General features: G+C 74.1%; 22 protein-coding genes and 1 riboswitch. Of the genes, 6 read left to right on the top strand and 16 right to left on the bottom strand.

The window, feature by feature from the left end:
* Positions 1–253 precede the first annotated feature (253 nt).
* The 4 genes from V6S66_RS15640 (at position 254) to V6S66_RS15625 (ending at position 4,281) form a co-directional block, all read left to right on the top strand.
* Complete coding sequence (locus V6S66_RS15640; protein ID WP_334207712.1) at positions 254–1,333, top strand: S-layer homology domain-containing protein; 1,080 nt, start codon at positions 254–256, stop codon at positions 1,331–1,333.
* Between the two features lie 64 nt (positions 1,334–1,397).
* The gene (locus tag V6S66_RS15635; RefSeq protein ID WP_334207711.1) at positions 1,398–1,979 is read left to right on the top strand and encodes an antibiotic biosynthesis monooxygenase; all 582 of its coding nucleotides are present in this window, start codon (positions 1,398–1,400) and stop codon (positions 1,977–1,979) included.
* On the top strand, positions 1,976–3,538 hold the full coding sequence (locus V6S66_RS15630) for a cobyric acid synthase (protein WP_334207710.1): 1,563 nt from the start codon (positions 1,976–1,978) through the stop codon (positions 3,536–3,538). The genes V6S66_RS15635 and V6S66_RS15630 overlap by 4 nt, the downstream gene beginning before the upstream one ends.
* Entirely contained in the window at positions 3,538–4,281 is a 744-nt protein-coding gene (locus V6S66_RS15625; protein ID WP_334207709.1) for a cobalt-precorrin-6A reductase, read from the top strand. Before V6S66_RS15630 ends, V6S66_RS15625 begins: the two co-directional genes overlap by 1 nt.
* Positions 4,282–4,362: 81 nt before the next feature.
* On the opposite strand, the gene V6S66_RS15620 is transcribed toward V6S66_RS15625, so the two are convergent.
* From V6S66_RS15620 to V6S66_RS15575, 10 genes are all read right to left on the bottom strand, one after another.
* On the bottom strand, positions 4,363–5,298 hold the full coding sequence (locus V6S66_RS15620) for a cobalamin biosynthesis protein (protein WP_334207708.1): 936 nt from the start codon (positions 5,296–5,298) through the stop codon (positions 4,363–4,365).
* A complete protein-coding gene (locus tag V6S66_RS15615; RefSeq protein WP_334207707.1) occupies positions 5,295–6,086 on the bottom strand; it encodes an adenosylcobinamide-GDP ribazoletransferase in 792 nt (263 codons plus the stop codon). Before V6S66_RS15615 ends, V6S66_RS15620 begins: the two co-directional genes overlap by 4 nt.
* Entirely contained in the window at positions 6,086–7,135 is a 1,050-nt protein-coding gene (cobT, locus tag V6S66_RS15610) for a nicotinate-nucleotide--dimethylbenzimidazole phosphoribosyltransferase (protein ID WP_334207706.1), read from the bottom strand. The genes V6S66_RS15615 and cobT overlap by 1 nt, the downstream gene beginning before the upstream one ends.
* Positions 7,136–7,161: 26 nt before the next feature.
* Positions 7,162–7,986, bottom strand: a complete 825-nt coding sequence (locus tag V6S66_RS15605; protein WP_334207705.1) for a CbtA family protein — start codon at positions 7,984–7,986, stop codon at positions 7,162–7,164.
* Between the two features lie 197 nt (positions 7,987–8,183).
* Positions 8,184–8,414 carry a CbtB domain-containing protein gene (locus V6S66_RS15600; RefSeq protein WP_334207704.1) on the bottom strand — a complete coding sequence of 77 codons (231 nt, stop codon included), beginning with the start codon at positions 8,412–8,414 and terminating at the stop codon, positions 8,184–8,186.
* A gap of 185 nt (positions 8,415–8,599) precedes the next feature.
* The gene (locus V6S66_RS15595; RefSeq protein ID WP_334207703.1) at positions 8,600–9,022 is read right to left on the bottom strand and encodes a histidine phosphatase family protein; all 423 of its coding nucleotides are present in this window, start codon (positions 9,020–9,022) and stop codon (positions 8,600–8,602) included.
* Positions 9,019–10,047 (bottom strand): uroporphyrinogen-III C-methyltransferase, encoded by a 1,029-nt coding sequence (gene cobA / locus V6S66_RS15590; RefSeq protein WP_334207702.1) that lies wholly within the window; start codon positions 10,045–10,047, stop codon positions 9,019–9,021. The genes V6S66_RS15595 and cobA overlap by 4 nt, the downstream gene beginning before the upstream one ends.
* Positions 10,044–12,479: a cobyrinate a,c-diamide synthase gene (locus V6S66_RS15585; RefSeq protein ID WP_334207701.1), complete on the bottom strand. Its 2,436-nt coding sequence runs from the start codon at positions 12,477–12,479 to the stop codon at positions 10,044–10,046. Before V6S66_RS15585 ends, cobA begins: the two co-directional genes overlap by 4 nt.
* Complete coding sequence (gene cobO / locus V6S66_RS15580) at positions 12,473–13,087, bottom strand: cob(I)yrinic acid a,c-diamide adenosyltransferase (RefSeq protein WP_334207700.1); 615 nt, start codon at positions 13,085–13,087, stop codon at positions 12,473–12,475. The genes V6S66_RS15585 and cobO overlap by 7 nt, the downstream gene beginning before the upstream one ends.
* A complete protein-coding gene (locus V6S66_RS15575) occupies positions 13,087–15,189 on the bottom strand; it encodes a VWA domain-containing protein (RefSeq protein ID WP_334207699.1) in 2,103 nt (700 codons plus the stop codon). The genes cobO and V6S66_RS15575 overlap by 1 nt, the downstream gene beginning before the upstream one ends.
* Positions 15,190–15,211: 22 nt before the next feature.
* Positions 15,212–15,344, bottom strand: a riboswitch (cobalamin riboswitch).
* Between the two features lie 43 nt (positions 15,345–15,387).
* On the opposite strand from V6S66_RS15575, the gene cbiE reads away from it, so the two are divergent.
* Both cbiE and cobM read left to right on the top strand, forming a co-directional pair.
* The gene (cbiE, locus tag V6S66_RS15570) at positions 15,388–16,608 is read left to right on the top strand and encodes a precorrin-6y C5,15-methyltransferase (decarboxylating) subunit CbiE (RefSeq protein ID WP_334207698.1); all 1,221 of its coding nucleotides are present in this window, start codon (positions 15,388–15,390) and stop codon (positions 16,606–16,608) included.
* The gene (gene cobM, locus V6S66_RS15565; RefSeq protein ID WP_334207697.1) at positions 16,605–17,369 is read left to right on the top strand and encodes a precorrin-4 C(11)-methyltransferase; all 765 of its coding nucleotides are present in this window, start codon (positions 16,605–16,607) and stop codon (positions 17,367–17,369) included. The genes cbiE and cobM overlap by 4 nt, the downstream gene beginning before the upstream one ends.
* A 123-nt stretch (positions 17,370–17,492) precedes the next feature.
* Here the strand turns inward: cobM and cobJ are convergent, their stop codons facing one another.
* From cobJ to V6S66_RS15535, 6 genes are all read right to left on the bottom strand, one after another.
* Positions 17,493–18,992 carry a precorrin-3B C(17)-methyltransferase gene (gene cobJ / locus V6S66_RS15560; RefSeq protein WP_334207696.1) on the bottom strand — a complete coding sequence of 500 codons (1,500 nt, stop codon included), beginning with the start codon at positions 18,990–18,992 and terminating at the stop codon, positions 17,493–17,495.
* 71 nt (positions 18,993–19,063) lie between these two features.
* On the bottom strand, positions 19,064–19,726 hold the full coding sequence (locus tag V6S66_RS15555) for a precorrin-8X methylmutase (protein WP_334207695.1): 663 nt from the start codon (positions 19,724–19,726) through the stop codon (positions 19,064–19,066).
* Complete coding sequence (locus V6S66_RS15550; RefSeq protein ID WP_334207694.1) at positions 19,723–20,640, bottom strand: nitrite reductase; 918 nt, start codon at positions 20,638–20,640, stop codon at positions 19,723–19,725. The genes V6S66_RS15555 and V6S66_RS15550 overlap by 4 nt, the downstream gene beginning before the upstream one ends.
* Positions 20,637–21,434, bottom strand: coding sequence for an ABC transporter ATP-binding protein (locus V6S66_RS15545; RefSeq protein ID WP_334207693.1), 798 nt, complete (start codon positions 21,432–21,434; stop codon positions 20,637–20,639). Before V6S66_RS15545 ends, V6S66_RS15550 begins: the two co-directional genes overlap by 4 nt.
* Entirely contained in the window at positions 21,431–22,489 is a 1,059-nt protein-coding gene (locus V6S66_RS15540) for a FecCD family ABC transporter permease (protein ID WP_334207692.1), read from the bottom strand. The genes V6S66_RS15545 and V6S66_RS15540 overlap by 4 nt, the downstream gene beginning before the upstream one ends.
* Before the next feature lie 2 nt (positions 22,490–22,491).
* On the bottom strand, positions 22,492–23,520 hold the full coding sequence (locus V6S66_RS15535; RefSeq protein WP_334207691.1) for an ABC transporter substrate-binding protein: 1,029 nt from the start codon (positions 23,518–23,520) through the stop codon (positions 22,492–22,494).
* Between the last annotated feature and the right edge of the window lie 13 nt (positions 23,521–23,533).

The following is a 23,533-nucleotide window of genomic DNA, read 5'->3' as shown; positions in this document are numbered from 1 at the left end:
TGCGCATCGTGGCGCGGCGCCCGCCGGTGGGACTGTTAGGTTGGGAGCGCTTTCGAGCACCTCCTCGTCCGAGACAGGGGAAGCCGGTCCGATCCCGGCGCTGACCCGCAACCGTAGATCGCCCCCGGGCGATGAGCCGGAACGCCGGTCCCGGACGTCCGATCGATCCACGCTGCCGAGGAACGCGGCGGGACGTCACCGGCTCCGGCCCGTGCGGCCCTCGTCGCCTGCAGCGGAGAGGAACACCATGCACGTGCTTCGTCCTTCCGCCGGGGTCGCCCCGGTCCTGCTGGTCCTCGGCCTCCTGGTCGCCGGCGGGCCGGTCCAGGCATCGCCGGCGACCAGCCGGGCTCCCGCCGTGGCCCAGGCGGCCCACGTCGGCCAGCCCTGCGCACCGGGCGAGGGCGTGACCGTCGTGATCGACTACGGCGATCTCGCGGCGACCGTCGATGACCCGATCGCGGTGTCCTGCGCACCCGGCGCGCAGGCGTCGGGCCTGACGGCCCTCACGAACAGCGGGAACCCGTACATGTTCCACCCGCGATTCCCCGGATTCGTCTGCTCCATCAACGGCGTCGGCGACCCGAGCACCTGCCTGTCGCCGGGGTGGACGTACTGGCGCGGCGTCCCGGACGGCGAGTGGACGTACAGCAGCAGCGGAGCTGGTGCCACCACTCCTGGGGTCGACACCGTCGAGGGCTGGCGCTACCAGACGTCCGGCACCACCAACCTCCCGCCGGCCGTCGGACCGAGCGTCCCGATCGTCTTCGACGATGTCGCGGGCACCACGTTCCAGGCGGACATCGAGTGGCTCGTCGCCGCCGGCATCACGACCGGTTACGACAACGGCGACGGGACGGTCTCGTTCCGAGGCTCGCAGGCTGTCCTCCGCGAGCAGATGGCGGCGTTCCTGTACCGCTTCGAGCACGACGGCGCCAACCCGCCGTCGAGCGCCCCGAGCGCGACGTTCAGCGACGCACGCACGAACACCTTCACGAAGCACATTGCCTGGCTCGCCGGCGAGGGCGTCACGACGGGCTACCCGGACGGCACGTTCCGTCCGAGCGCCCCGGTCCTGCGCGAGCAGATGGCGGCCTTCCTCTACCGCCTCGCGGGCGAGCCGGACTTCACCCCGCCGGCCACGTCGCCGTTCGCCGACGTCCCGACGACCTCGACCTTCTACCGGGAGATCACCTGGTTGGCCGAGCAGCGCGTGACGACGGGCTACCGCGAGGCCAACGGCGCCACGACGTTCCGTGGCGCGCAGCCCGTGCTGCGTGAGCAGATGGCCGCGTTCCTCAACCGTTTCGACGAGCTGCCGTCCGAGCGCTGAGCCGTCCACCGCAGGTCCGGGACGCGTGTCGTCCCGGACCCGTGGCACGCCTAGCCTTGAGCCCATGACCGGACCCGTCACCGTCTCCATCACACGGCACGTCGACCCCGACCACGAGGACCAGATGCTCGCCTGGCTCCGGGCGGGCACGCAGCTGTCGGAGCGCTTCGACGGATTCCTGGGCTCGGGCTGGGTCCGTCCGTCGACGGGGTCGACCGAGTGGCACATGCTCTACCGGTTCGACTCCGCCGATCACCTCCAGGCCTGGAACGAGTCCGAGCACCGGCGCTGGTGGCTCGAGTCCGCGCAGGGCTTCGTGGAGGAGGCGCGCCACGAGCAGCGCACCGGCATCGAGGGCTGGTTCGACGAGCCGAGCAGCGTCGACGTCCGCGACCTCCGGCCGGCGCCCGTGCCGCCGCCGCGCTGGAAGCAGATGTGTGCGATCTTCCTGGTCTTCTTCCCGCTGAGCGTCGCGGCGAACTGGGTGTCGAGCCACCTGTTCCCCGGTCTCGTCCTGCCGCTGCGCGTGCTGCTCAGCGTCGTCGTGATGACGCCGGTCATGACCTACGTGGCGCTGCCGTTCATCACCCGCCTGCTCGCGCCGTGGCTCAACAAGCAGCCTTCGGCGCGAGTTGACCCCGCGTGAACGGACTCCTCGTCGCCGGCACGACCTCGGACGCCGGCAAGACGATCGTGACCACCGCGATCTGTCGAGCCTTCGCCCGACGCGGGGTCAAGGTGGCCCCGTTCAAGAGCCAGAACATGTCCAACAACTCGATGGTGGTGCGGGTGGCTCCTGGTGGGGGTGCCGGGCCGTGGGCGGCGGATGGGTACGGCGAGATCGGGCGAGCCCAGTGGATCCAGGCCGTTGCGGCGGGCGCCGAGCCCGAGGCCGCCATGAACCCCGTGCTGCTGAAGCCGGGCAGCGACCACACGAGCCACGTCGTCGTGATGGGGAAGCCGGCGGGGACGCTGGGGGCGCGCAGCTTCACGGGCGGTGGGCGGGCACACCTGGCCGAGGCGGCGTTCGCGGCGCTCGACGACCTCGCATCGCGCTACGACGTCGTCGTGGCCGAGGGGGCGGGCTCGCCGACCGAGATCAACCTGCGCGCGAACGACTACGTCAACATGGGCCTCGCGCGGCACGCCGGGCTGCCCACCGTGGTGGTCGGCGACATCGACCGCGGCGGTGTGTTCGCGGCGCTGTTCGGCACGGTCGCACTGCTCGAGGCTGCCGACCAGGACCTGATCGCCGGCTTCGTCATGAACAAGTTCCGCGGCGACGTCTCGCTGCTCGCCCCCGGGATCGATCGGCTGGCCGAGCTGTCGGGGCGCCCGACGCTCGGCGTGCTGCCGTGGCACCCGGACCTGTGGCTCGACTCCGAGGACGCGCTCGACCTCGACGGTCGTCGCTCGGAGTCACCCGACGACGCCCTGCGCGTCGCGGTCGTCCGCCTGCCCCGCATCAGCAACTTCACCGACGTCGACGCTCTCGGCGTCGAGCCCGGGGTCGACCTCGTCTTCGCGTCGCAGCCCCATCACCTCGACGGCGTCGACCTCGTGGTGCTGCCCGGGACCCGGGCCACGATCGCCGACCTCGCCTGGCTGCGCGAGCGAGGCCTGGCCGATGCCGTGCTGCGGCACGCCGCCGCGGGTGGCCCCGTGCTGGGGATCTGCGGCGGCTTCCAGATGCTCGGTCGCACCGTCACGGACCCGGAGGGTGTCGAGGGCGCTGCGGGGGCGCAGGTCGACGGGCTCGGCCTGCTCGACGTGCACACGGAGTTCGGCGCCGAGAAGGTCCTGCGACTGCCCACCGGCTCGGCGCTGGGGCACGCGGCCTCGGGCTACGAGATCCACCACGGCCGCATCACGCGCGGTGGCTCCGGCGGGGGTGCCGGGCCCTGGGCGGCGAATGAGCAGAGTGAGTTTCTGGGGGGAGCGCAGTCGGGGTCGGTCTTCGGCACGATGTGGCACGGGAGCCTGGAGTCCGACGGGCTGCGACGCGCGCTGCTGGCGGAGGTCGCGGCGGCGGTGGGCCGGCCTGCGCCGGTCTCCGACGTCTCGTTCGCGCAGCGGCGGGAGGCGCGGCTCGACCTGCTGGGCGACCTCGTGGAGCAGCACCTCGACGTCGACCGTCTCCTCGACCTCGCGACGTCGGGAGCACCGCGCGGACTGCGACGCCTCGCACCGGGAGTCGAGGCGTGATGGGCGGGCCGCACGTCCTCCTGCTCGGTGGCACGTCGGAGGCGCGCGACCTCGCCCAACGGCTGCTGGATGCCGGGGTCGAGTTCGAGTCATCGCTGGCCGGCCGGGTGGCGCGCCCGAAGCTGCCCGTCGGGCCGGTGCGCATCGGAGGGTTCGGCGGGGTCGAGGGACTCCGGACCCATCTGCGGGAGCGCGGCGTCTCGGCCGTCGTCGACGCGACGCATCCCTTCGCCGCGGGCATGACGCGCAACGCTGCGGCGGCCTGCGCGGCTGAGGGCGTCCCCCTGCTGCGTCTCGCCCGACCGGGCTGGTCGGAGGCGCCCGGCGCCCAGGCCTGGCACTGGGTCGACGACCACGACGCCGCGGCGGCGCGGGCTGCCGAGCTGGGGGAGCGTCCCTTCCTCACGGTCGGACGCCAGGCCCTCGACCGCTTCGTCGGCCCGCTCGCCGACCGTTCCGTGCTGGCCCGGGTCGTCGACCCGCCGGAGATCGCGCTGCCCGACGCCTGGACGCTGCTGCTGAACCGTGGCCCCTACCTGGTCGCGGGCGAGCTCGCGCTGATCGACGAGCACCGGCTCGACGTCGTGGTCACGAAGGACTCCGGCGGCACCCACACCTGGTCCAAGCTCGAGGCCGCGGCGCAGCGCTCGATCCCCGTCGTGGTGGTCCGTCGCTCCGACCCCGCCCCCGACGTGCCCACCGTCACCGACCCCGCCGCCGTCCTGACCTGGCTCCACCCCTGACCGGCTCTGCCAGATTTGGTGCCGTCTCCACCGTTGTCCGTGGTGCCTTCGGTGGATACGGCACCACATCTGGGGACGGGGTCAGCGGCGGGCGCGGAGGCTGACGGCGGCGGCCACCACCAGGGCGCCAGTGCCGACGGCATCGGCGAGGCGGACCGATCGGGGCACGTCGGCCGGAGCCGGTGGCGGACCGTCGCCCAGGCGGACGCGGTCGTCCATGACGCCCTCGTAGTGGTTGACGCCGCCGAGCTGCACGCCGAGGGCGCCGGCGAAGGACGCCTCCACGGCTCCGGCGTTGGGGCTCGGGTGCCCGGGAGCGTCGTCACGCCAGGCGCGTAGGGCATCGGCCCGGCGACCGCCGACGATCGGCGCCGCCACGGCGGCGAGCGCCGCGGCGAGACGCGCCGGCACGAGGTTGGCGACGTCGTCGAGCCGCGCCGATGCCCAGCCGAAGTGGAGGTACCGCGTCGACCGGTGCCCGACCATCGCGTCCAGCGTGTTGACCGCGCGATACCCGAGGAGCCCGGGCACGCCCGCGACGGCGCCCCACCACAGCGGCGCGACGACCGCGTCCGATGTGTTCTCCGCGACCGACTCGACCACCGCCCGCGCCAGCTGGTCGGCATCGAGTGCCCGGGGGTCGCGGCCGACGAGGCTGCGGACCCGGAGTCGCGCGGCGTCGAGGTCGTGGGCGAGCACGTGCTCACCGACCGCCGTTGCCTCGCGACCCAGTGACCGTCCGCCGAGCACGGCCCAGGTGGCCAGTGCCGTGGCGAGCGCGCGGCGGAGCGGTCGGTCCGAGCTGTGTCGTTCGACGAGGAGGCCACCGAGCGTCACCGCACCGACGGCGATCGACGTGAAGACGGCGCCGCGGGCGCGGTCGTCGGCGTACAGGCGCTGCTCGAGCGCCCCAGCGGCCCGGCCGAACCCCGCCACCGGGTGCCACCGAGCCGGGTCGCCGAGCACGCGGTCCGCCGCGTACCCGACCACCAGACCGACGGCTCGCGAGCGGCTCACGGGAGGCTCGCGGCGACCAGCCCGGCCGTGAGCGCGATCTCGATCGAGGCGCCGAAGCAGTCGCCCGTGACCCCACCGTGGCGCCGCAGGCACCGCTCCAGGACCAGGAGGACCCCGAGCAGGAGCGCGCCGCCGAGCACGAGGCCCCGCCACCACGGCAGGTCGGCGGCGACCGCCAGACCGACCCCCGCGCCGAGCACGAGGCCCCAGGTCGCGAGGGCCGCGAGTCGCGAGACCGTGCCGGCGAAGCTGACCGCGAGGCCGGAGTCGCGAGCGGCCGGGACGCCGGCGACGCAGGAGACCGACAGTGCCGCGCGCGACAGGCAGATGACAGCACCGACCACGAGGGGAGCCGCGTCGGTGCCGACGAGGGCCGCGATGCTCGCGGCCTGCAGCCCGAGCACCACGACCAGCGTGGCGGCACCGGCGGGTCCGGCCGTGCCGCCCTTCATGACCTCGAGCGATCGGTCGCGGTCGTGCGAGGCAGTGAGGCTGTCGGCGACGTCCGAGAGTCCGTCGACGTGCAGGCCGCGACTGCCGAGGGCGAGCGCGCCCACGGCGAGCAGCCCGACCACGAGGGGCGGGGCGTCCAGGAGGTCGCCGAGCCAGACCACGAGTGCCACCGCGAGGCCGAGGGGCGCGACCGCGATCGGCGCGAGCAGCATCGCGAGGCCCGCCGAGCGTCGGTCGACCCGGCTCGGCGACGGCCAGCGGACGACCGTCAGCGTGCCGGCCGCCAGCAGCCAGCCGTCCCGCAGTGCTGATCGAGTCGGGGACGCGGCGGGCATCAGGGCAGCAGGTCGGCGAGCAGCGCCATGTCGGAGAGCAGGAGACCGGCGGACCGCACGATCGGCACGGCGGCCACGGCGCCGCTGCCCTCGCCGAGGCGCATCCCGAGGTCGAGGATCGGCTCCAGACCCAGCTTGTCGAGCGCGACCTGCTGACCCGGCTCGGTCGACCGGTGGCCGGCGGCGAACCACGCGGACGCACCCGGTGCGAGCCGGTCGGCCAGCACCGCCGCGGCGACGCTGATGACGCCGTCGAGCAGCACGGGCACACCGGCGTGCGCGGCCGTGGCGAGGAAAGCGGCCGACGCGGCCAGGTCGGCGCTGCCCAGGGCCTGCAGGGTCTCGACGGGGTCGTCGGCGCGGTCGCCCACGCGGTCGAGCGCCTGCTGGACGACGGCGGTCTTGTGCGCGAGCCCGGCGTCGTCGACGCCCGTGCCACGGCCCGTGACCTCACGGGCCGGCAGGCCGAGTGACGCGGCGATCAGGGCGGCGGCCGGTGTGGTGTTGCCGATGCCCATGTCGCCCGACACGAGCAGCTGGGCACCCGCGGCGATCTCCTGGGCGGCGATCGTGGCGCCGGCCTCGAGCGCCCGACGCGTCTCGTCGGCGGTCAGGGCGTCCTCGAGGTGGATCGCGCCCGAGCCGGCTCGGACCTTGAACTCACGGACTGCCGGGTCGAGCTCGGCGAGCTCCTCCTCGACGCCGAGGTCGAGCACTCGCACGGAGACGCCGTGCTGGGCCGCGAGCACCGAGACGCCGGCGCGTCCAGAGACGAACGTGCGCACCATGGCGCCCGTGATGGCCTTGGGGTAGGCCGAGACACCGTGGTCGGCGACACCGTGGTCACCCGCCAGCACGACGGCTCGCACCCGCTCGATCGCGGGCGGCGGGACCGCACCCTGGGTCGCGGCGACCCAGACGGCGAGCTCACCCAGGCGGCCGAGCGCCCCGGCGGGCGTGGCGAGCCCGGCCAGCCGCTCCCGGGCGGCCGCGACGAGCTCGGCGTCCGGGGCGGTGACGGGCGTGCCGGTGACGGGGAGCGAGTTCACGGGATCAGTATTCACAGCGTCGATCCTCATAGGGCGGCGGCCGCCTCGCGGCGCGCGGTCGCCCTCGTCTCGTGGTTCCAGGCGCGATGCACCAGACCCGTGAGCACGACACCGAGCGCGAGCCACAGGGCGCCCTGCGTGATCAGCGAGCCGACCCGGAACTCGAACAGCGTGTTGGCCGGGAAGCTGTTCGGCACCTCGTCGATCGGGGCCATGACGGCGAACGCGACGCCCACCACCGCGAGGTACACCGCGCCGCCGACCGCGGTGGCCAGCCAGGCCGAGCGGCCGGCGAGCACCTGACGCGCCACGATGATCGCCGCGACGACGGCGAGCACCGAGATGGCCAGGAAGCCGAAGTACAGGGCCGTGCGCTCACCGATCGTGTCGCCGCTGCCCGTGGCCGGCGGGTTCGGCGGGTACTTCAGCCACGGCGCGAGCACCACCGCAACGAAGCCGAGGGCCGTGACCAGGGCCGTGGTGGCGACGGGGGAGAGCTGGCCGAAGCGGCCCGCGGCGAAGGCGGACGCGATGCCGACCAGGCCGCCGAGGATCACCCCGATGAGTCCGGTCGCGGTGGCGAGGCCGGGGCCGGCCTGGTGGTCGCGGGTGATGCCTCCGGCTTCCTCGTCCCCGTGCGAGTGCGAGTGGGCCGCGCCCTCCTCGCTCTGCCCTTCGGGAGCGGCGCCGTGCGAGTGGGCCTCGGTGTCGGCGGGGGCCGCGGCGGCCTCCTCGACCGCGATGGCGTCGTCGATGGCGGGCTCGCCGACGCCGAAGGCGACGAGGAAGGCGAACAGGCCGCCGAGGAGGCCGGCGATCAGGCCGTTGATCAGGAAGCTGCGTGCGTTCATGGAGGGACTCCGTCCAGGAGTGCGGGCGCGCCGAACCACGTCGGGTCGACGCGCCACGCGAAAGAATGGGTTCGCCGGGCTACCGGCAGGGGAGGACGACGGTCACCTCAGGTGACCGTCGTGCGCCGCGCGGATCAGCGGCGGTGCGGATCAGCGAGAGGGCGGATCAGCGACGGTGCGGATCGGTGGCAGCGCGGTCAGTGGCAGGGGAAGCCGAGCAGGTGGCGTCCGTCGTGGACCCACTCGTGCACGTCGCTGCCGGCGAACAGGGAGAAGGCCCCCTGTTCGGCACCCACGAAGTAGGTCACGACGACCGCGAGCAGCGCGGCGAAGAGCGCCCACGGGGCGAGCTCACGGACGGGGATGGCGACCGGGGTGACGGCGGTGCCTGTCATTGGTCCGGACACGGTCGGGTTCAGCTGGCTCATCTGGACTCCTTCGGGATGCGTGCGTCCCGTGGTGGGTGGAATGTCGAGATTCGGGTCTGACTCCACCCGCCGGAGCGGGTGTCACAGTAGCGCGACTGTGCCGGACTTCCACCGGCTTCCGAGGTCTCGATCAGCCTGATCGTAGGGCATGGTCGTTGCGGCTTGCGACGGACTCGGGAAACGTCTCACGGAACGATCTGGAGCTCGCCGTTGTCGGGCAGTCGCGCGGGCCGTCCGGTCGCGAGGGCGACGGCCCGCGCGATGACGTCGCCGTGGCTCACGGCGAGCACCGTGCCGCTGGGCAGGTCGGCCAGCGCCCCTGCCGTACGGGCGTCGACCAGGTCGATCGGCTCGCCGTACCCCTGCTCGACGAGGCGAGGATCGAGGTGCACCGGGAGCCCCAGTGCGCGGGCGACGACCAGCGCGGTCTGCCGGGCCCGGACAGCGGGAGAGGACACGACGTGGTCGATCCTGAGCGTGGCGGCCTCGGCCGCGGCGGCGTGCGCCTGCTCGAGGCCGAGCTCCGTGAGCGGCGGGTGGGGCGTGTGGCCCTGGAAGCGCCCGGCCGCGTTCCAGGTGGACTGTCCGTGCCGCAGCCAGACGGTCATGCGTGGACCTGGCGGTCGGCCGAGGGGAGGCCGACGCCCAGGGCCGCCACGGCGCCCACGACGACGACCGCGGGTGCGCCGATGCCGGCATCACGGGCCAGGGCGTCGATCGTCGACACCGTGCCGCGGACCACCTGCTGGCTGCTGCGGCCGGCATCGGCCACGACCGCGGCGGGGGTGGTGGCGTCGAGGCCACCCGCCACCAGGGCCGTGGCGATCGCGGGGAGCGTGCGCACCCCCATCAGCACGACGATCGTGGTGCCGGCGCGGGCGAGCGCGGACCAGTCGACGGTCGAGTCGGGGTGCCCGGGCGGGACGTGCCCCGAGACCACCGTGAAGCCCTGGGTGACGCCGCGGTGCGTCACGGGGATGCCCGCCAGGCCCGGTGCGGCGATGGCCGACGTGACGCCGGGCAGCACGCGCGTGGGCACGCCGGCGGCGTGGCACGCGTCGAGCTCCTCGCCGCCCCGGCCGAAGACGAACGGGTCCCCGCCCTTGAGCCGCACGACGTCGCGACCGGCCAGTGCATGCTCGACGAGGACGCGGTTGATGTCCTCCTGCGACGTCGAGCGGCCGTGCGGGATCTTGGCGACGTCGATGATCTCGACGTGTGGCGGCAGCGCCTCGAGGGCGGCGAGGGGTGCCAGCCGGTCGGTGACGATGACGTCGGCCGCCAGGAGGGCCGCGTGCCCGGCGACCGTGAGGAGGCCGGGGTCGGAGGGTCCACCGCCGACGAGCGTGACGGTGCCGGGACCGCTGAGGGCGTCGTCGCCCTGGGGGAGTGGCTCCGTGGTGACGGCGTTGACGACCAGGTCGGCCGCGCGCACGTCGTCGATCGTCGCCTCGCGCGGCTCCCAGGCGAGGAGTCCGCGCAGGTGCCAGTCCTCGATCGTGGCGCAGACCGTGGGGGTCACGATCGCGACACGCGCGCGGGCGCCGAGGAGGGCCTCGACCCGGGCCGCCGTGCGGGCGTCACCCGCCGTGACCAGCACCTGGCTGCCGGGCGTGATCGTCAGTCCGGTCATCGCCGCATCCCTCGCCAGGCCGCCAGGAGCGAGCGGGTCGTGGTCGGGCGTCGCACCGCGATGCGCACCCAGGAGTCGTCGAGGCCGGGGAACGTGTCAGCGCGCCGGACCGCGAACCCCGCGGCGCGCAGGCGGGCGTGGGTGCCCTCGCCGGGGCGGGCCAGCACGAACGAACCGGCGGCCGGAGCCACGACGGGCACCCCGAGCTCGGTCAGGCCGTCGACGAGGATCGCGCGCTGCGTCGTGACGAGGCGGGCCCGTCGCTCGGCCTCGGCGACCGCCTCGTCACCGGCGGTGGCGACCAGCACGGCCAGGGCCGGGGTCGAGACCGACCACGGCGGCTGCTGACGGCGCAGCTCGGCGATGACCTCGCCGTCGCCGACGACGTAGCCGGCGCGGATGCCGGGCAGGCCCCACAGCTTCGTCAGGCTTCGCAGCACCACGAGTCCGGGCATCGGCACGCCCGTGAGGCTCGCCCGTTCACCCGGCACGGCGTCCATGAAGGCCTCGTCGACCACGACGACCCGACCCGGCCGCAGCAGCCGGCGCAGGTCGGTGACGGGGTGGAGCACCGAGGTGGGGTTGGTGGGGTTGCCGATCACGACCAGGTCCGCCTCGTCGGGGACCGCCTCGGGGTCGAGCCGGAAGCCGTCCTCGGCGCGGGTGACGACGCGGTGCACGGCGTGGCCGGCGGCCGTCAGGGCAACCTCGGGCTCGGTGAACTGCGGGTGCACCACGACGGCGTGGCGCCACGGCCGGGCGCGCGCGACGAGCGTGAACCCCTCGGCGGCCCCCGACGTCGCCAGCACTTCGGCGGGCGAACGGCCGTGCCGACGCGACACGGCCTTCTCGGCCGCGCGGGGATCGGGGTAGGCAGCGATGCGGGTCATCGCGTCCGCCAGGGCGTGCGAGAGCCAGGCCGGCTGCGGCTCGTCGGTCACGTTGACGGCGAGGTCGACCAGCCCGTCGTCGAGCTCCGCGTCGCCGTGCCAGCCGAGGTCCGGGACGCGGTCGGGGCGGGTGTTGGCGACCGTCGTCGCCGCACGGCTCACGGCCCGGCCCCTGAGGGAGGGGGCGGAAGCAGGGGGGGCCGCCGCAGCGGCGTCGGCGAGACGCTGCGCGAGGCGCGGGGCGCCGGCCCAGTGGGTGTGCAGGTACGACGCGTGCAGCGCTGGGCCCGCGAAGCCGATCGACGACCCGCGGTCGATCCACGCGGCGACGTCGCCATGGACGGGCTCGACGTGCGTGCGGTGGAACTCGTGGGCCGTGAAGCGCTCGCCGGCCCGGGTCAGGAGGGTGTCCTCGCCCGCGATGCCCGTGCGGTAGGCGAGGGTGAGGCGGGGCGACATGACGGCCTCCGCATCGAGCGCCCCGATCATCGGCACGTCGTCGACGCTGCGGCACAGGTACAGCAGCCCGGCGCACTCGGCCACGGTCGGCACGCCGTCGGCCACGGCCTGGCGCAGCTGCTCGCGCAGCGCCGTGTTGCCGGCGAGGCCGGCGGCGTGGACCTCGGGGAACCCGCCGCCGAGGTAGAGCGCCCGGGTGCCGGCGGGCAGCTCGGTCGACGTGAGCGGGTCGAACACCTCGACGCGGCAGCCCGCGGCCTCGAGCAGCTCGGTCGTCTCCGCGTACGTGAACGTGAACGCGCGTCCGCCGGCGACCGCCACGACCGGCGCACCCTCGACGGGCGTCACGTGGTCGGCGGGGTCCCAGGCCGCGGTGTCGAGGTCGGGGGCCGAGCGGGCGATCTCGACGACGGCATCGAGGTCGATCCGCTCGGCGACCTGGGCGGCGAGGCGGTCGAGCGCCTGGGCGGCCTCGTCACGCTCCTGCGCGGGCACGAGGCCGAGATGGCGCGACGGCGCGACAATGCCGTCGTCGCGCGACAGCACGCCGAGCACCGGCAGGCCCAGGGGCTCGATCGAGCGACGGACCTCGTCGGCGTGGCGCTGCGAGCCGGACTTGTTGAGGATGACCCCGGCGATGCGCACGGCGGGGTCGAAGCTCGCGATGCCGTGGACGAGCGCGCCGATCGTGCGCGAGGCCGACGAGATGTCGACCACGAGGACCACGGGGCTGCGCGTCACGGCCGCGACGTGGGCGGTGGAGGCGAATCCGTCGCCCCCAATCTGGCCGTCGTAGAGCCCCATGACGCCCTCGATCACGGCCAGGCTCGCACCGCGCGCCCCGTGCTTCAGCAGCGGCGCGAGCCGGTCCTCGCCGACGAGGTGCGGGTCGAGGTTGCGGCCGGGGCGTCCGGTCGCGAGGGAGTGGTAGCCGGGGTCGATGTAGTCGGGCCCGACCTTGTGCCCGCTGACGACGTGGCCCGTCGCCGCGAGGGCCGCCATGAGCCCCGTCGCGACGGTCGTCTTCCCGTGCCCCGACGCAGGCGCCGCGACGACGAAGCGGGGCAGGCTCGCGCTTACCATTCGATCCCCCTCTGGCCCTTTTGGCCGCGGTCGAAGGGGTGCTTCTCGTGCTGCATCTCGGTCACGAGGTCGGCGATCTCGCGCAGCGCGGGGTGGGCGCGGCGGCCGGTGATCATGACGTGCTGGTGACCGGGACGGTCGCGCAGCGTGGTGACCACGTCGTCGACGTCGACCCAGCCGCGCTCCATCACGTACGTGAACTCGTCGAGCACGTAGAGCGTGTGGCGCTCGTCGGCGATGCGTCGCTTGACCTCGCCCCAGCCCTCGAGGGCCTCGGCCTCGTGGTCGGTGTCGGTGCCCTGCTTGCGCGACCACGACCAGCCGGAACCCATCTTGTGCCACTCGACGGGGCCGCCCTCGCCGGTCTGGGCGTGCAGCTCGCCGAGGCGCTCGAGCACGGTCTGCTCGCCGATGCGCCACTTGGCCGACTTCACGAACTGGAAGACGCCGATGTCCCAGCCCTGGTTCCAGCCGCGCAGCGCCAGGCCGAACGCCGACGTGGACTTGCCCTTGCCGTCGCCGGTGTTGACCATCAGCAGCGGCCGGTTGCGGCGCTGCTTGGTCGTGAGGCCGTCGTCGGGGACGGCCAGCGGCTCGCCCTGCGGCATCAGGCCACCTCCGTCCGCACGACGGTCGTGAGCGCGTCGGCCGTGACGTCGCCGAGCGGGAGGTAGGTCGCCTCCATGACCTCGGCCAGGCGGCGCGCGAGGCCGAGGCTCATGCGTCCCGTCTCGCAGTCGACGACGACGGTCTCGACGCCCGCGAGGAGCATCGCGGCGCGCTGGGACCGCGGGACGGCGTCGACGCCGTGGGTCGCGCGGCCGTCCGTGACCAGCACCAGCAGTGGGCGCCGCCGGGGGTCGCGCACGCGCTCGATGCGCAGCGTCTCCACCACCTGGAGGAGTCCCTCGGCCAGGGGCGTGCGCCCGCCGGCGGGCAGGTCGTCGAGGCGGCGGGCGGCGATGTCGATCGAGCCGGTGGGCGGCAGCGCGAGCTCGGCCTCGCCGCCACGGAACGTCACGAGGCCGACCTTGTCGCGGCGCTGGTAGGCGTCGAGCAGGAGGGAGAGGATCGCGGTCTTGACCTGCTCCATGCGCTTGCGCGCCGCCATCGAGCCGGAGGCGTCGACGCAGAACAGCACGAGGTTGGACTCGCGGCCCTCCGTGATCGCGACCCGCAGGTCTGCAGCATCGAGACGGACTCGGGTCCTGGAGGAGTGCCCTTCGAGGCTCGTCGTTCCTCCTCGCACCTCAGGGAGCGGGGAGGCGGCTCGACGGGCCGCCTGGTGGGGTGCGGCGGCCCAGAGGGTCTGCGGGAGGTCGAGTCGTCCCCCAGAGCCCTCGGGTCGTCGGGCGCCGACGCGGCGACCGTTCGAGGTCAGGGCGCGCGAGCGGCGACCGGCCTCGCCGGCCCCGAGGCCGTCGACCGTGAAGAGTCGGGCGCGGGACGGCTCGCCGGCCTGCGCCGTGGTGGTCGTGCCGGAGCCCTTCGGCTCGCCGTCGGCGTCACCGGCGGGTGGAGGCGGAGGTGCGTCACCCTCGGTCGGACCGTCGCTGGTGCCGTCGTCTGCGCTGTCGTCAACACCGCCGTCGGGTCCCGCGGGCGGGCCCTCCGGACCCTGGCCCCCGTCGTCCGGGCCGTCGTCGTCGGGACCCTCGCCGTCCGGTCCGTCGTCGTCCGGACCCTCCGGCGGCGGGGGCTCGTCGTCGCCGAGCAGGTCGTCGAGCTGCTGCTGGTCGATGCCGGGGGCGTCGAACGGGTTGCGCCGGCGGCGGTGCGGCAGCGCGAGCCGGGCGGCGACCCGGATGTCCTCGGTCGTCACGTGGGTGCGGCCCTGCCACGCGGCGTGGGCCACGGCCGCGCGGGCGGTGACGATGTCGGCGCGCATGCCGTCGACGTCGAACGCGGCGCAGATCTCGGCGATGCGCACGAGGTCGTCGTCGGTGAGCAGCACCTGCTCGAGCAGCTCCTGGGCGGCCGAGAGTCGCTCGGTCAGCGCGGTCTCCTCGGCGGCGAAACGGCCTCCGAAGGTCTCGGGCGCGGCGTCGAACGCGAGCCGGCGACGCGTCACCTCGGCGCGCAGCTGCGGGTCACGCGGCGCGGCGACGTCGACCGTGAGGCCGAAGCGGTCGAGCAGCTGCGGGCGCAGCTCGCCCTCCTCGGGGTTCATCGTGCCGATCAGCACGAACCGGGCGGCGTGCTCGACCGAGACACCGTCGCGCTCCACGGTGCTGCGGCCCATCGCGGCGGCGTCGAGCAGCAGGTCGACCAGGTGGTCGTGCAGCAGGTTGACCTCGTCGACGTAGAGGATGCCGCGGTGCGCCTTGGCCAGCAGGCCCGGCTCGTACTCCGTGACGCCCTCGCTGAGCGCCTTCTGCAGGTGCAGCGAACCGAGCACGCGGTCCTCGGAGGCGCCGACGGGAAGCTCGACGAGCCGCACGGGACGGGTCTCGACGGCGGGCTCGGGGCCGAACGGGCCGTCGGGCGACAGCGGGTCGGCGTCGCGCGGGTCGGACGAGAACCGGTCGCCCGCCACGACGTCGATCGGCGGCAGCACGGCGGCGAGCGCGCGCACCATCGTCGACTTCGCGGTGCCCTTCTCGCCGCGCACGAGGACGCCGCCGATCGAGGGCGAGATCGTCGCGAGGACGAGCGCCAGGGCCATGTCGTCGGAACCGACGACGGCCGTGAAGGGGTACTGACGTGGCATAAGGGGCTCCCGCTCCGCGCGCCGTGTGGGGCGGCCCGAGGCCGGTCTCCGGACTTCCCGGATCCAGGTCCGGGTCACCGTAGCGGGCCCTGTGCCGGACTTTCACCGGCTTCCCGATTCTCCCCATGCGGGGCACCTCGGGCCGTTCTGTTCGGCCTCAGGCTAGCGGGTCGTCAGCGCCCCGTTAGCCTCGGCGCCATGGCTGAGACCCCGACGCGCGGCGGAGTGGACGTCGTCGGCGTCGGCGCCGACGGCTGGGACGGCCTTTCCGACCGGTTGCGCGCGCTGGTCGCGCAGGCCGAGGTCGTGGTCGGAGGCGAGCGCCACCTGGCCATGCTGCCGAGCGAGATCGGTGCCGAGCGGCTCCCGTGGCCGTCGCCGATGCGCGAGGCGTTGCCCGGCGTGGTCGAGACCTGGGCGGGTCGCCGGGTCGTCGTGCTCGCCTCCGGGGATCCGTACGTGGCCGGCATCGCCACGACGCTGCAGGACTTCGTGCCGGCCGAGCACCTCATCGTCCACCCGGCCGTCTCGTCCGAGGCGCTTGCGCGGGCGCGGATGGGCTGGGCCGCCGAGACCGTCACCCTGCTGCGCGACCACGCGGTGCTGCCGCGCCACCTCGCGGACGGTCAGCGGCTGCTCGTCCTCAGCCGCGACGCCGACGTGCCGGACGAGGTCGCGGCCCTGCTCGTCAGTGCGGGCCTCGGCACGAGCCGGCTCACCGCCCTGGCGAACCTCGGAGCAGCCGACGAGACCGCCGCGGTCGGGCCGGCCGACTCCTGGGGGCACGTCGTGCCGTCGCTGCACGTGCTCGCGGTGGAGGTCGTCGCCGACCCGTCCACGACGGTGCTGGGCTGGTCGGCAGGACTGCCGGACGACGCCTTCGAGCACGACGGACAGCTGACCAAGCGCGACCTGCGCGCCTCCGCGCTCGCCCGTCTCGCGCCGACGCCGGGGGCACTCCTCTGGGACGTCGGTGCCGGTGCCGGGTCGGTCGGCATCGAGTGGATGCGCGCCCACCCGACCTGCCGCACCCTCGCGGTCGAGTCGCACCCGGACCGGGCGGCGAACGTGGCGGACAACGCGGCTCGCCTCGGCGTGCCCGCGCTCCGGGTCGTCGAGGGTCGCGCACCAGACGCGCTGACGGACCTGCCCCGGCCGGACGCCGTCTTCGTCGGCGGCGGTGCGACCCGTGAGGGCGTGCTCGACACGGTGTGGGACCGACTCGGCCCCGGCGGACGACTCGTCGTGCACGCCGTGACGCTCGAGACCGAGCGGGTCGTCGTCGACTGGGCGAGCCGGGTGGGCGGGGAGCTGACCCGCGTCGCGGTCGAGACCGCCCGCCCGATCGGCACGTTCACCGGATGGGAGCCCGCGCGCGCCGTCGTGCAGTGGGCCGTGACGAAGGGAGAGACGCCGTGACGATCCACTTCGTCGGAGCCGGCCCGGGTGCGGCCGACCTGCTGACCCTGCGCGCCGCCGCGATGCTGCGCGCCGCCGACGTCGTCGTCTACGCCGGCACCTACCTCGACGCCGAGGTGCTCAGCCACTGCCGCGACGGCGTGCGTCTCGTCGACACGCAGGACCTCGACCTCGACTGCATCACGGCCGAGCTCGTGGGCGCGCACGAGGCCGGGCTCGACGTCGTGCGGCTCTGCTCCGGCGACCCGTCGCTCTACTCCGCGGTGCACGAGCAGGGCCGGCGGCTCGACGTGCGCGGCGTCCCGTGGGACGTCACGCCCGGCGTGCCGGCCTACGCCGCCGCGGCGGCCACGGTCGCGGCCGAGCTGACGGTGCCGGAGCTCGTGCAGTCGGTCGTGCTGACGCGCACGCAGGCTCGCTCGACGGCGATGCCCGAGGGGGAGTCGCTCGCCGCGTTCGCCGCCACCGGGGCGACGCTGTGCCTGCACCTGGCCATCACCCGCACGCGGGTGCTCGCCGCCGAGCTCGCCGAGCACTACGGCGCCGACTGCCCGGTCGTCGTCGTCGCGCACGCCTCGCGTCCCGACCAGCTCGTGCTGCGCGGCACGCTGGCCGACATCGCCGACCAGGTGGAGGCCGCGGGCCTGCGCCAGGCGGCCGTGGTGCTCGTGGGTCGCGCCCTCGCCGAGGACGTCCGCGCTGGCGAGTCCTATCTCTACGCCCCCACCCGCGACCGCTCCCTCAAGTCCAACCCCACCTAGGTACCGCTCGCGAGAGACTTTGTGTGTGCACAGGAGAGAGTTTGTTGGCACGAAGTCTCTCGCGACCACCAACAAAGTCTCTCGTGACCACCAACAAAGTCTCTCGCGAGCGGAACGCCTGGATTAGAGGACGAAGCGGGGGGTCCAGACCTGGCCGGTGGGGGTGACCCGGGTGGAGGAGGCGCCGATGATCAGCAGGCACTTCATGTCGATCGACTCCGGGTCGAGGTCGGCCAGCGTCGTGACGGTGAGTGACTCCTCGGCGCGACCGATGTCGCGACCCACCACCACCACGGTCTCGGGAGCGCGGTGCTCGAGCAGGATCTGCTGCAGGTCGGCGACCTGGGTCGTGCGGCTGCGTGAGCGCGGGTTGTAGACCGCCATCACCAGGTCGGCCTCGGCAATCGCCCGCACCCGCTTCTCGACGACGTCCCACGGCTTGAGTCGGTCCGAGAGGCTCACGACCGCGAAGTCGGCGCCGACCGGAGCCCCCGCGCGAGCCGCGACGGCCTGCACCGCGGAGACCCCGGGCAGCACACGGATCGACACGGCGGCGTACTCCGGTGCTTCGGCCGCCTCGAACACCGCCGACGCCATGCCGAACACCCCCGCGTCGCCACCGGACACGACCGCGACCTTCTCGCCGGCGAGCGCGAGGTCGAGGGCGAGGCGGGCGCGGTCGACCTCGACGGTGTTGCCCGAGGCGTGGCGCTGGAGGCCGGCGCGCTGGGGCACCCGGTCGACGTAGGGGGCATAGCCGATGACGTGACCCACCTCGGCGAGCGCGTCGGAGGCCTCGGGGGTCAGCCACGCGTCGGGGCCGGGACCGAGGCCGACCACGAGGACCTCGGCGGCTGGGGTGACTTCGAGGCTCCTCGTTCCTCGTCGCACCTCAACCACCGGTAGGGGCTTGGTGTCGCCGGGGACGACGATGAGCGAGAAGTACGGCACGGACGCCGGGTCGACGTCGGCCACGGGCAGGTACCGCTCCTCGGCCATCGAGGCGCGCTCGACGTACAGCGCGCCGTCGAGGCGGCCGGCCTGCTCGAGCGCGTCGCGCACGCCGGGGAACGTGCGGCCGAGCTTCATGATGATCGCCGCATCGGTGTCGGCCAGGCGCCGGGCGAGCTCCGGAACCGGCAGCGTGCCGGGCAGCACCGTGAGCACGTCGGTGTGGCGCACGAGGGGAATCCCGGCCGTGGCCGTCGCGGCCACGAACGCGGGCACGCCCGGCACCACGGCGGTGTCGAACCGGCTCGAGAGGCGGTCGTGCAGGTACATCGCCGAGCCGTAGAAGAGCGGGTCGCCCTCGGCCAGCAGCACGACGTCGCGCGCGGCCTCGAGGTGCGCGCCGACGCGGCGCTCGCAGTCGTCGTAGAAGTCGCTCATCGCCCCGTCGTAGCCACCCGGGTGGTCGACGACGCCGGTCGTGACGGGGTACTGGAGGACCTCCTCGAGCACGCCGTCGGGGAACAGGCCCGACGCGATGCGCCGCGCGTTCGAGCTCTTGCCCACGCCCTGGTGGTACGCCACGACGTCGGCCGACTCGATCAGCCGGGCAGCCTTGAGCGTGATGAGCTCCGGGTCGCCGGGGCCCACCCCGACGACTCGGAACCTACCCATTCGTGGCTCGGTACCCCTTTCGAGGCTCGTCGTTCCTCCTCGCACCTCAAGGGGCGGAGGGGTCTGGCCGTTCACTCGCGCTCCTGGGCCAGGGCGTTGAGGGCCGAGGCGGCCATGGCCGACCCGCCGCGGCGGCCGCGCACCGTCACGAACGGCACGTCGATCCCGGTCTCGGCGGCGAAGCCCGCGAGGGCCTCCTTCGACTCGGCCGCACCGATGAAGCCGACCGGCACGCCCACGATCGCGGCCGGCGGCGCGGCGCCGTCGGCCAGCAGCTCGAGCAGGTGGAACAGCGCGGTCGGTGCGTTGCCGATCGCGACCACGGCACCCTCCATCCGGGTGCCCCAGAGCGACACCGCGGCGGCCGACCGGGTCGTGCCCCACGACCGGGCGAGATCCGGCACGCGCGGGTCGCGCAGCAGGCAGATGACGTCGTTGTCCTTCGGGAGCCGCGCGCGGGTCACGCCGGAGGCCACCATGTGCGCGTCGGTCAGGATCGGCGCACCCGACTCCAGCGCGCCACGGGCAGCCGTCACGAGACCGGGGTGGATCACGAGGTCGCCCGCGAGGTCGACCTGGCCGGTGCCGTGGATCATCCGCACCGCGACCTTCTCCGCATCGACGGGGATCGCCGTGAGGTCGGCCTCGGCGCGGATCGTCGCGAACGAGTCGTCGTAGATCGCGGAGCCGCTGCCCTCGTAGGGGTAGCGGCTGGTGGGGGGAGCGAGGGTCATGGGGTCTTCTCCAGGTCGGGCAGCAGCAGGCTGCGCCACGGGGTCACGACGACCTCGTCACCGGCCCGGTCGAGGACCGTGGCCGCGAGGTCGGGGGTGAGTCGGCCGTCGGGGACGGCGAGGTGCTCGGCGGTGCGCCCGTCGTCCTGCGCGACGCTGCCGTGCGGCAGGGGAAGGGCGGTCACGTGGGTGCGCAGGTCGCGCGCGTGGGGGTGGCCCAGGATCGTCAGGTGGGCGTCCGGCAGCTCGTCCACGTGCCACGCGGCGCCATCTGCCGCCCGTGGCCCGGCACCCCCGCCGTCGCGGTTCACTGCCAGGAACCGGTGGGCCAGGGCGACGAGCGTCTCCGGGAGCTCGTCGATCGCGACGACCTCGCCCCAGCCGCGGGTGCCCGCCCGCAGCTGGGCCTCGGTGGCCGAGACCGCCATCGCGCCGAGGTCGAGCGAGCGGTCGACGAGGTCGCCGCGTCCGTCGTCGAGCACCACGAGGAACCGGGCGGAGAGCGCCGCAAGCTCGGGATCGGCCCGGACGAGCTCGTCGTAGCGGTCCGCCACGGCTCGCAGGTCGGCCTGGCCCCCGCGGCGACCCGAGAGCGGCGAGACCATGACGTTGCGGACGAGCTCGTGCGTCGCACTCGGCAGCAGCCCGGCCGCGGTGACCGCCTCGACGAACGCCGGTGACACGCAGCCGTCCTCGTGGGCGAGGGCGCGCAGCTGCACGTTGGCCCGCTTGGTCAGGTACAGGTGGCCGTCGGCGTGCTCGGCGGCGATCTCGGTCAACGCAGCGAGCGCGGCGGTTGGCAGCCGCCCGCCGATCAGCCGCAGCCGCACCAGAGCACCGTCGTCGGCGATCCAGGGGCGGAGCACCCCGGGGCACCGGTCGGACCGGTCGCGACCGGTCTCGTGCGTCGTCATCTCGACATCCTCTCCTCGACCGGCGTCGTCACCGGCAGGGCTCGCACGTACCGGACGTGCAGGCCGTGGGCCCCCGACTCCACGACGGCCTCGACGCCGTAGACCTCGGCGAGCAGTGTCGGGGTCAGGACCTCGGCCGGCCGTCCGGCGGCGTGCACCCGGCCGCCGTCGAGCACGACGAGCCGGTCGCAGTACGTCGCGGCGTGGTTGAGGTCGTGCAGCGCCATCACGGTCGTCGTCGGAGTGGCTCGGACGAGCTCGAGCAGCTCCAGCTGGTGCCGGACGTCGAGGTGGTTCGTCGGCTCGTCGAGCAGCAGCTCGGTCGGTTGCTGGGCGAGGGCCCGAGCGATCTGCACGCGCTGCCGCTCGCCGCCCGAGAGCGTCATGTAGCTGCGGTCGAGCAGGTGGGCGGTGCGCATCGTCGCGGCCGCGCTGGCGACCATCGCCCGGTCATTCGCGCTCTCCGGCGACCACGGTGCCCGGTGCGGCAGCCGGCCCAGCCCGATGACGTCGCGGACCGTCGGGTCGGCGTCGGTCGCCGACTCCTGCTCGACCATCGCGAGCCGGCGCGCGACCTGGCGGCGACTCAGGCCCGCGATCGGGTCGCCACCGAGCCGCACGACACCGGAGGAGGTGGGGCGCAGGCCCGCGAGCAGCCGGAGCAGGGAGGACTTGCCGGAGCCGTTCGGCCCGAGCAGGCCCACGGTGCTGCCGGGGGCGACGTCGATCGTGACGCCGTCGACGATCACGGTGCCGCGGGTCGACCAGGTCGCGTCGCGGGTCTCGATGCTCATGCCTGCCTCCTGCGCTGACGGAGCAGGATCAGGACGAAGGCCGGCACGCCGACCAGGGCGGTGGCCACCCCCACCGGGAGCTCCTGCGGCGCGATCACGACGCGCGACCCGATCTCGACCCACACCAGGAAGATCGCGCCGAGCACCGTGGCGGTCGGCACGAGGAGTCGGTGCCGCACCCCCACGACCGCCCGCGCCGCGTGCGGCAGCACCAGGCCGACGAAGCCGATCGCGCCCGACGTCGACACGATGACGGCGGTCATGAGCGCCGTCATGACGAGCAGCAGGAACCGCACCTTCGCGACGGAGACGCCGAGCGACGCGGCGGCGTCCTGGCCGAAGGTGAACGCGTCGAGCGTGCCGGCGGCGGACCAGCAGACCGCGACCCCCAGCAGCACGACCGAGCCGCAGACCACGACGTCGGACCACGAGGCCGAGCTCAGCGACCCGAGGAGCCAGAACAGCACGCCGCGGGTCTGCTCGGCGTCGGCTGCCGTGTAGACGATGAACGACGTGAGCGCCGAGAACAGCTGGGTCGCGGCGACGCCGGCGAGGATCATGCGGTCGGTCGTGCCGCCGGTGACGAAGCCCAGCAGCAGGACCAGCCCGAAGGCGAGCATCGAGCCGATGAAGGCACCCGTCGCCAGGCCGATCGCGCCGGCCCCGAGGCCCGTGACCACGACCAGCACGGCGCCCGTCGAGGCACCGGACGAGACGCCCAGCACGAACGGGTCGGCCAGCGGGTTGCGCAGCAGCGACTGCAGCACGACCCCGCACAGCGCCAGACCCGCGCCGCAGATCGCGGCCAGCACGGCGCGGGGCAGCCGCAGGTCCCAGATGATCCCTTCGCGCACGCCCGACAGCCCGGAGTCGGGCCCGCCGATGCGCTCGAGGAACACCGCGAAGGCGTCGTGCGGGCCCAGGTCCGACGGGCCGATCGTGGTGCCGACCGCGATCGACACGGCCAGCGCCACGAGGGCGAGCGGCACCAGGGCGGCGGTGCCGAGCGTGCCCAGGTGTCGGGAGCCCCGTTGAGTCGAACCCGGTCGGGTCATGGTCAGCTCGCGAGTCCAAGGTCGCGCAGGCCCTGGGCGACCTTCTCGACCGCGTCGACCGTGCGGATCGACGGGTTGAGCTCGGCGCCGGCCAGGTGGATGTAGCGCTTCTCCCTGACGGCCGTCATCTGGCTCGTGACGGGGTTCGACTCCAGGAAGGCGATCTTCGCGGCGGCCGTCTCGGCAGTCTGGCTCTTGCGGGTCAGGTCGCCGATCACCAGCACGTCGGGGTCCTCGGCGGCCACGACCTCCCAGTTGATCTGGGGCCACTCGCCCGTCTGGTCGGCCAGCACGTTGTCGAGGCCGAGGGCCCGCGACACGATGCCGGGTCCGCCGCAGCAGCCGGCCATGTAGGGCGACTCGCTGTTGGCGAACCAGTACATGACCGAGACGCCCTCGCCCAGGGTGGGGGAGCCGGCTGCGGTCATGCGAGCCTCGAGGTCGGCGACCAGCGCCTCGCCCTCGTCGCCGGTGTCGGTGAGGTCGGCCAGCTGGCGCACCTCGGCGTAGATGTCGTCCATCTCGAGCGTACCCTCGCGAGCGCCGTCGGTGTTGCCCTCCTCGACCTTGCCGCACTCGGCGGCCGACAGGTAGGCGGGGAGCTCGTAGTCGTCCCAGAGCTGGTCGGCCGAGGCGACACCGCCCTCGGTCAGGGTGCTGGTGAAGGACGCCGTCACGAGGTCGGGCTCGGTGTCGAGGACGACCTCGAGCGACGGGGCCTGGTCGGCCAGGCGCTCGACGGCGTCGTTGTCCTGCTCCAGGTCCGGCAGGATCGGGTCGGTCCAGCCGGCGGTGCCGACCAGGCGATCGGCGAGGCCGAGGGACAGCAGGATCTCGGTCGTGCCCTGGTTGAGCGAGACGATCCGCTCAGGGCGGTCGGCCTGCGTGACGTCACCGTGGCAGGTCTCGACCGTGACGGGGTAGCCCGCGGCGACGGGACCGGAGTCGCCCTCGTCGGACGAGGCGCAGGCCGTCAGGAGCAGGGCGGTGCTGGTGGCGAGGGCGAGGGGAAGGGACAGACGGGTGCGCATGGGCACTCCTCGG

The organism is Aeromicrobium sp. Sec7.5 (assembly GCF_036867135.1).
Classification (GTDB): Bacteria; Actinomycetota; Actinomycetes; order Propionibacteriales; family Nocardioidaceae; genus Aeromicrobium.
This window is presented reverse-complemented; position numbering and strand designations above follow the sequence as displayed.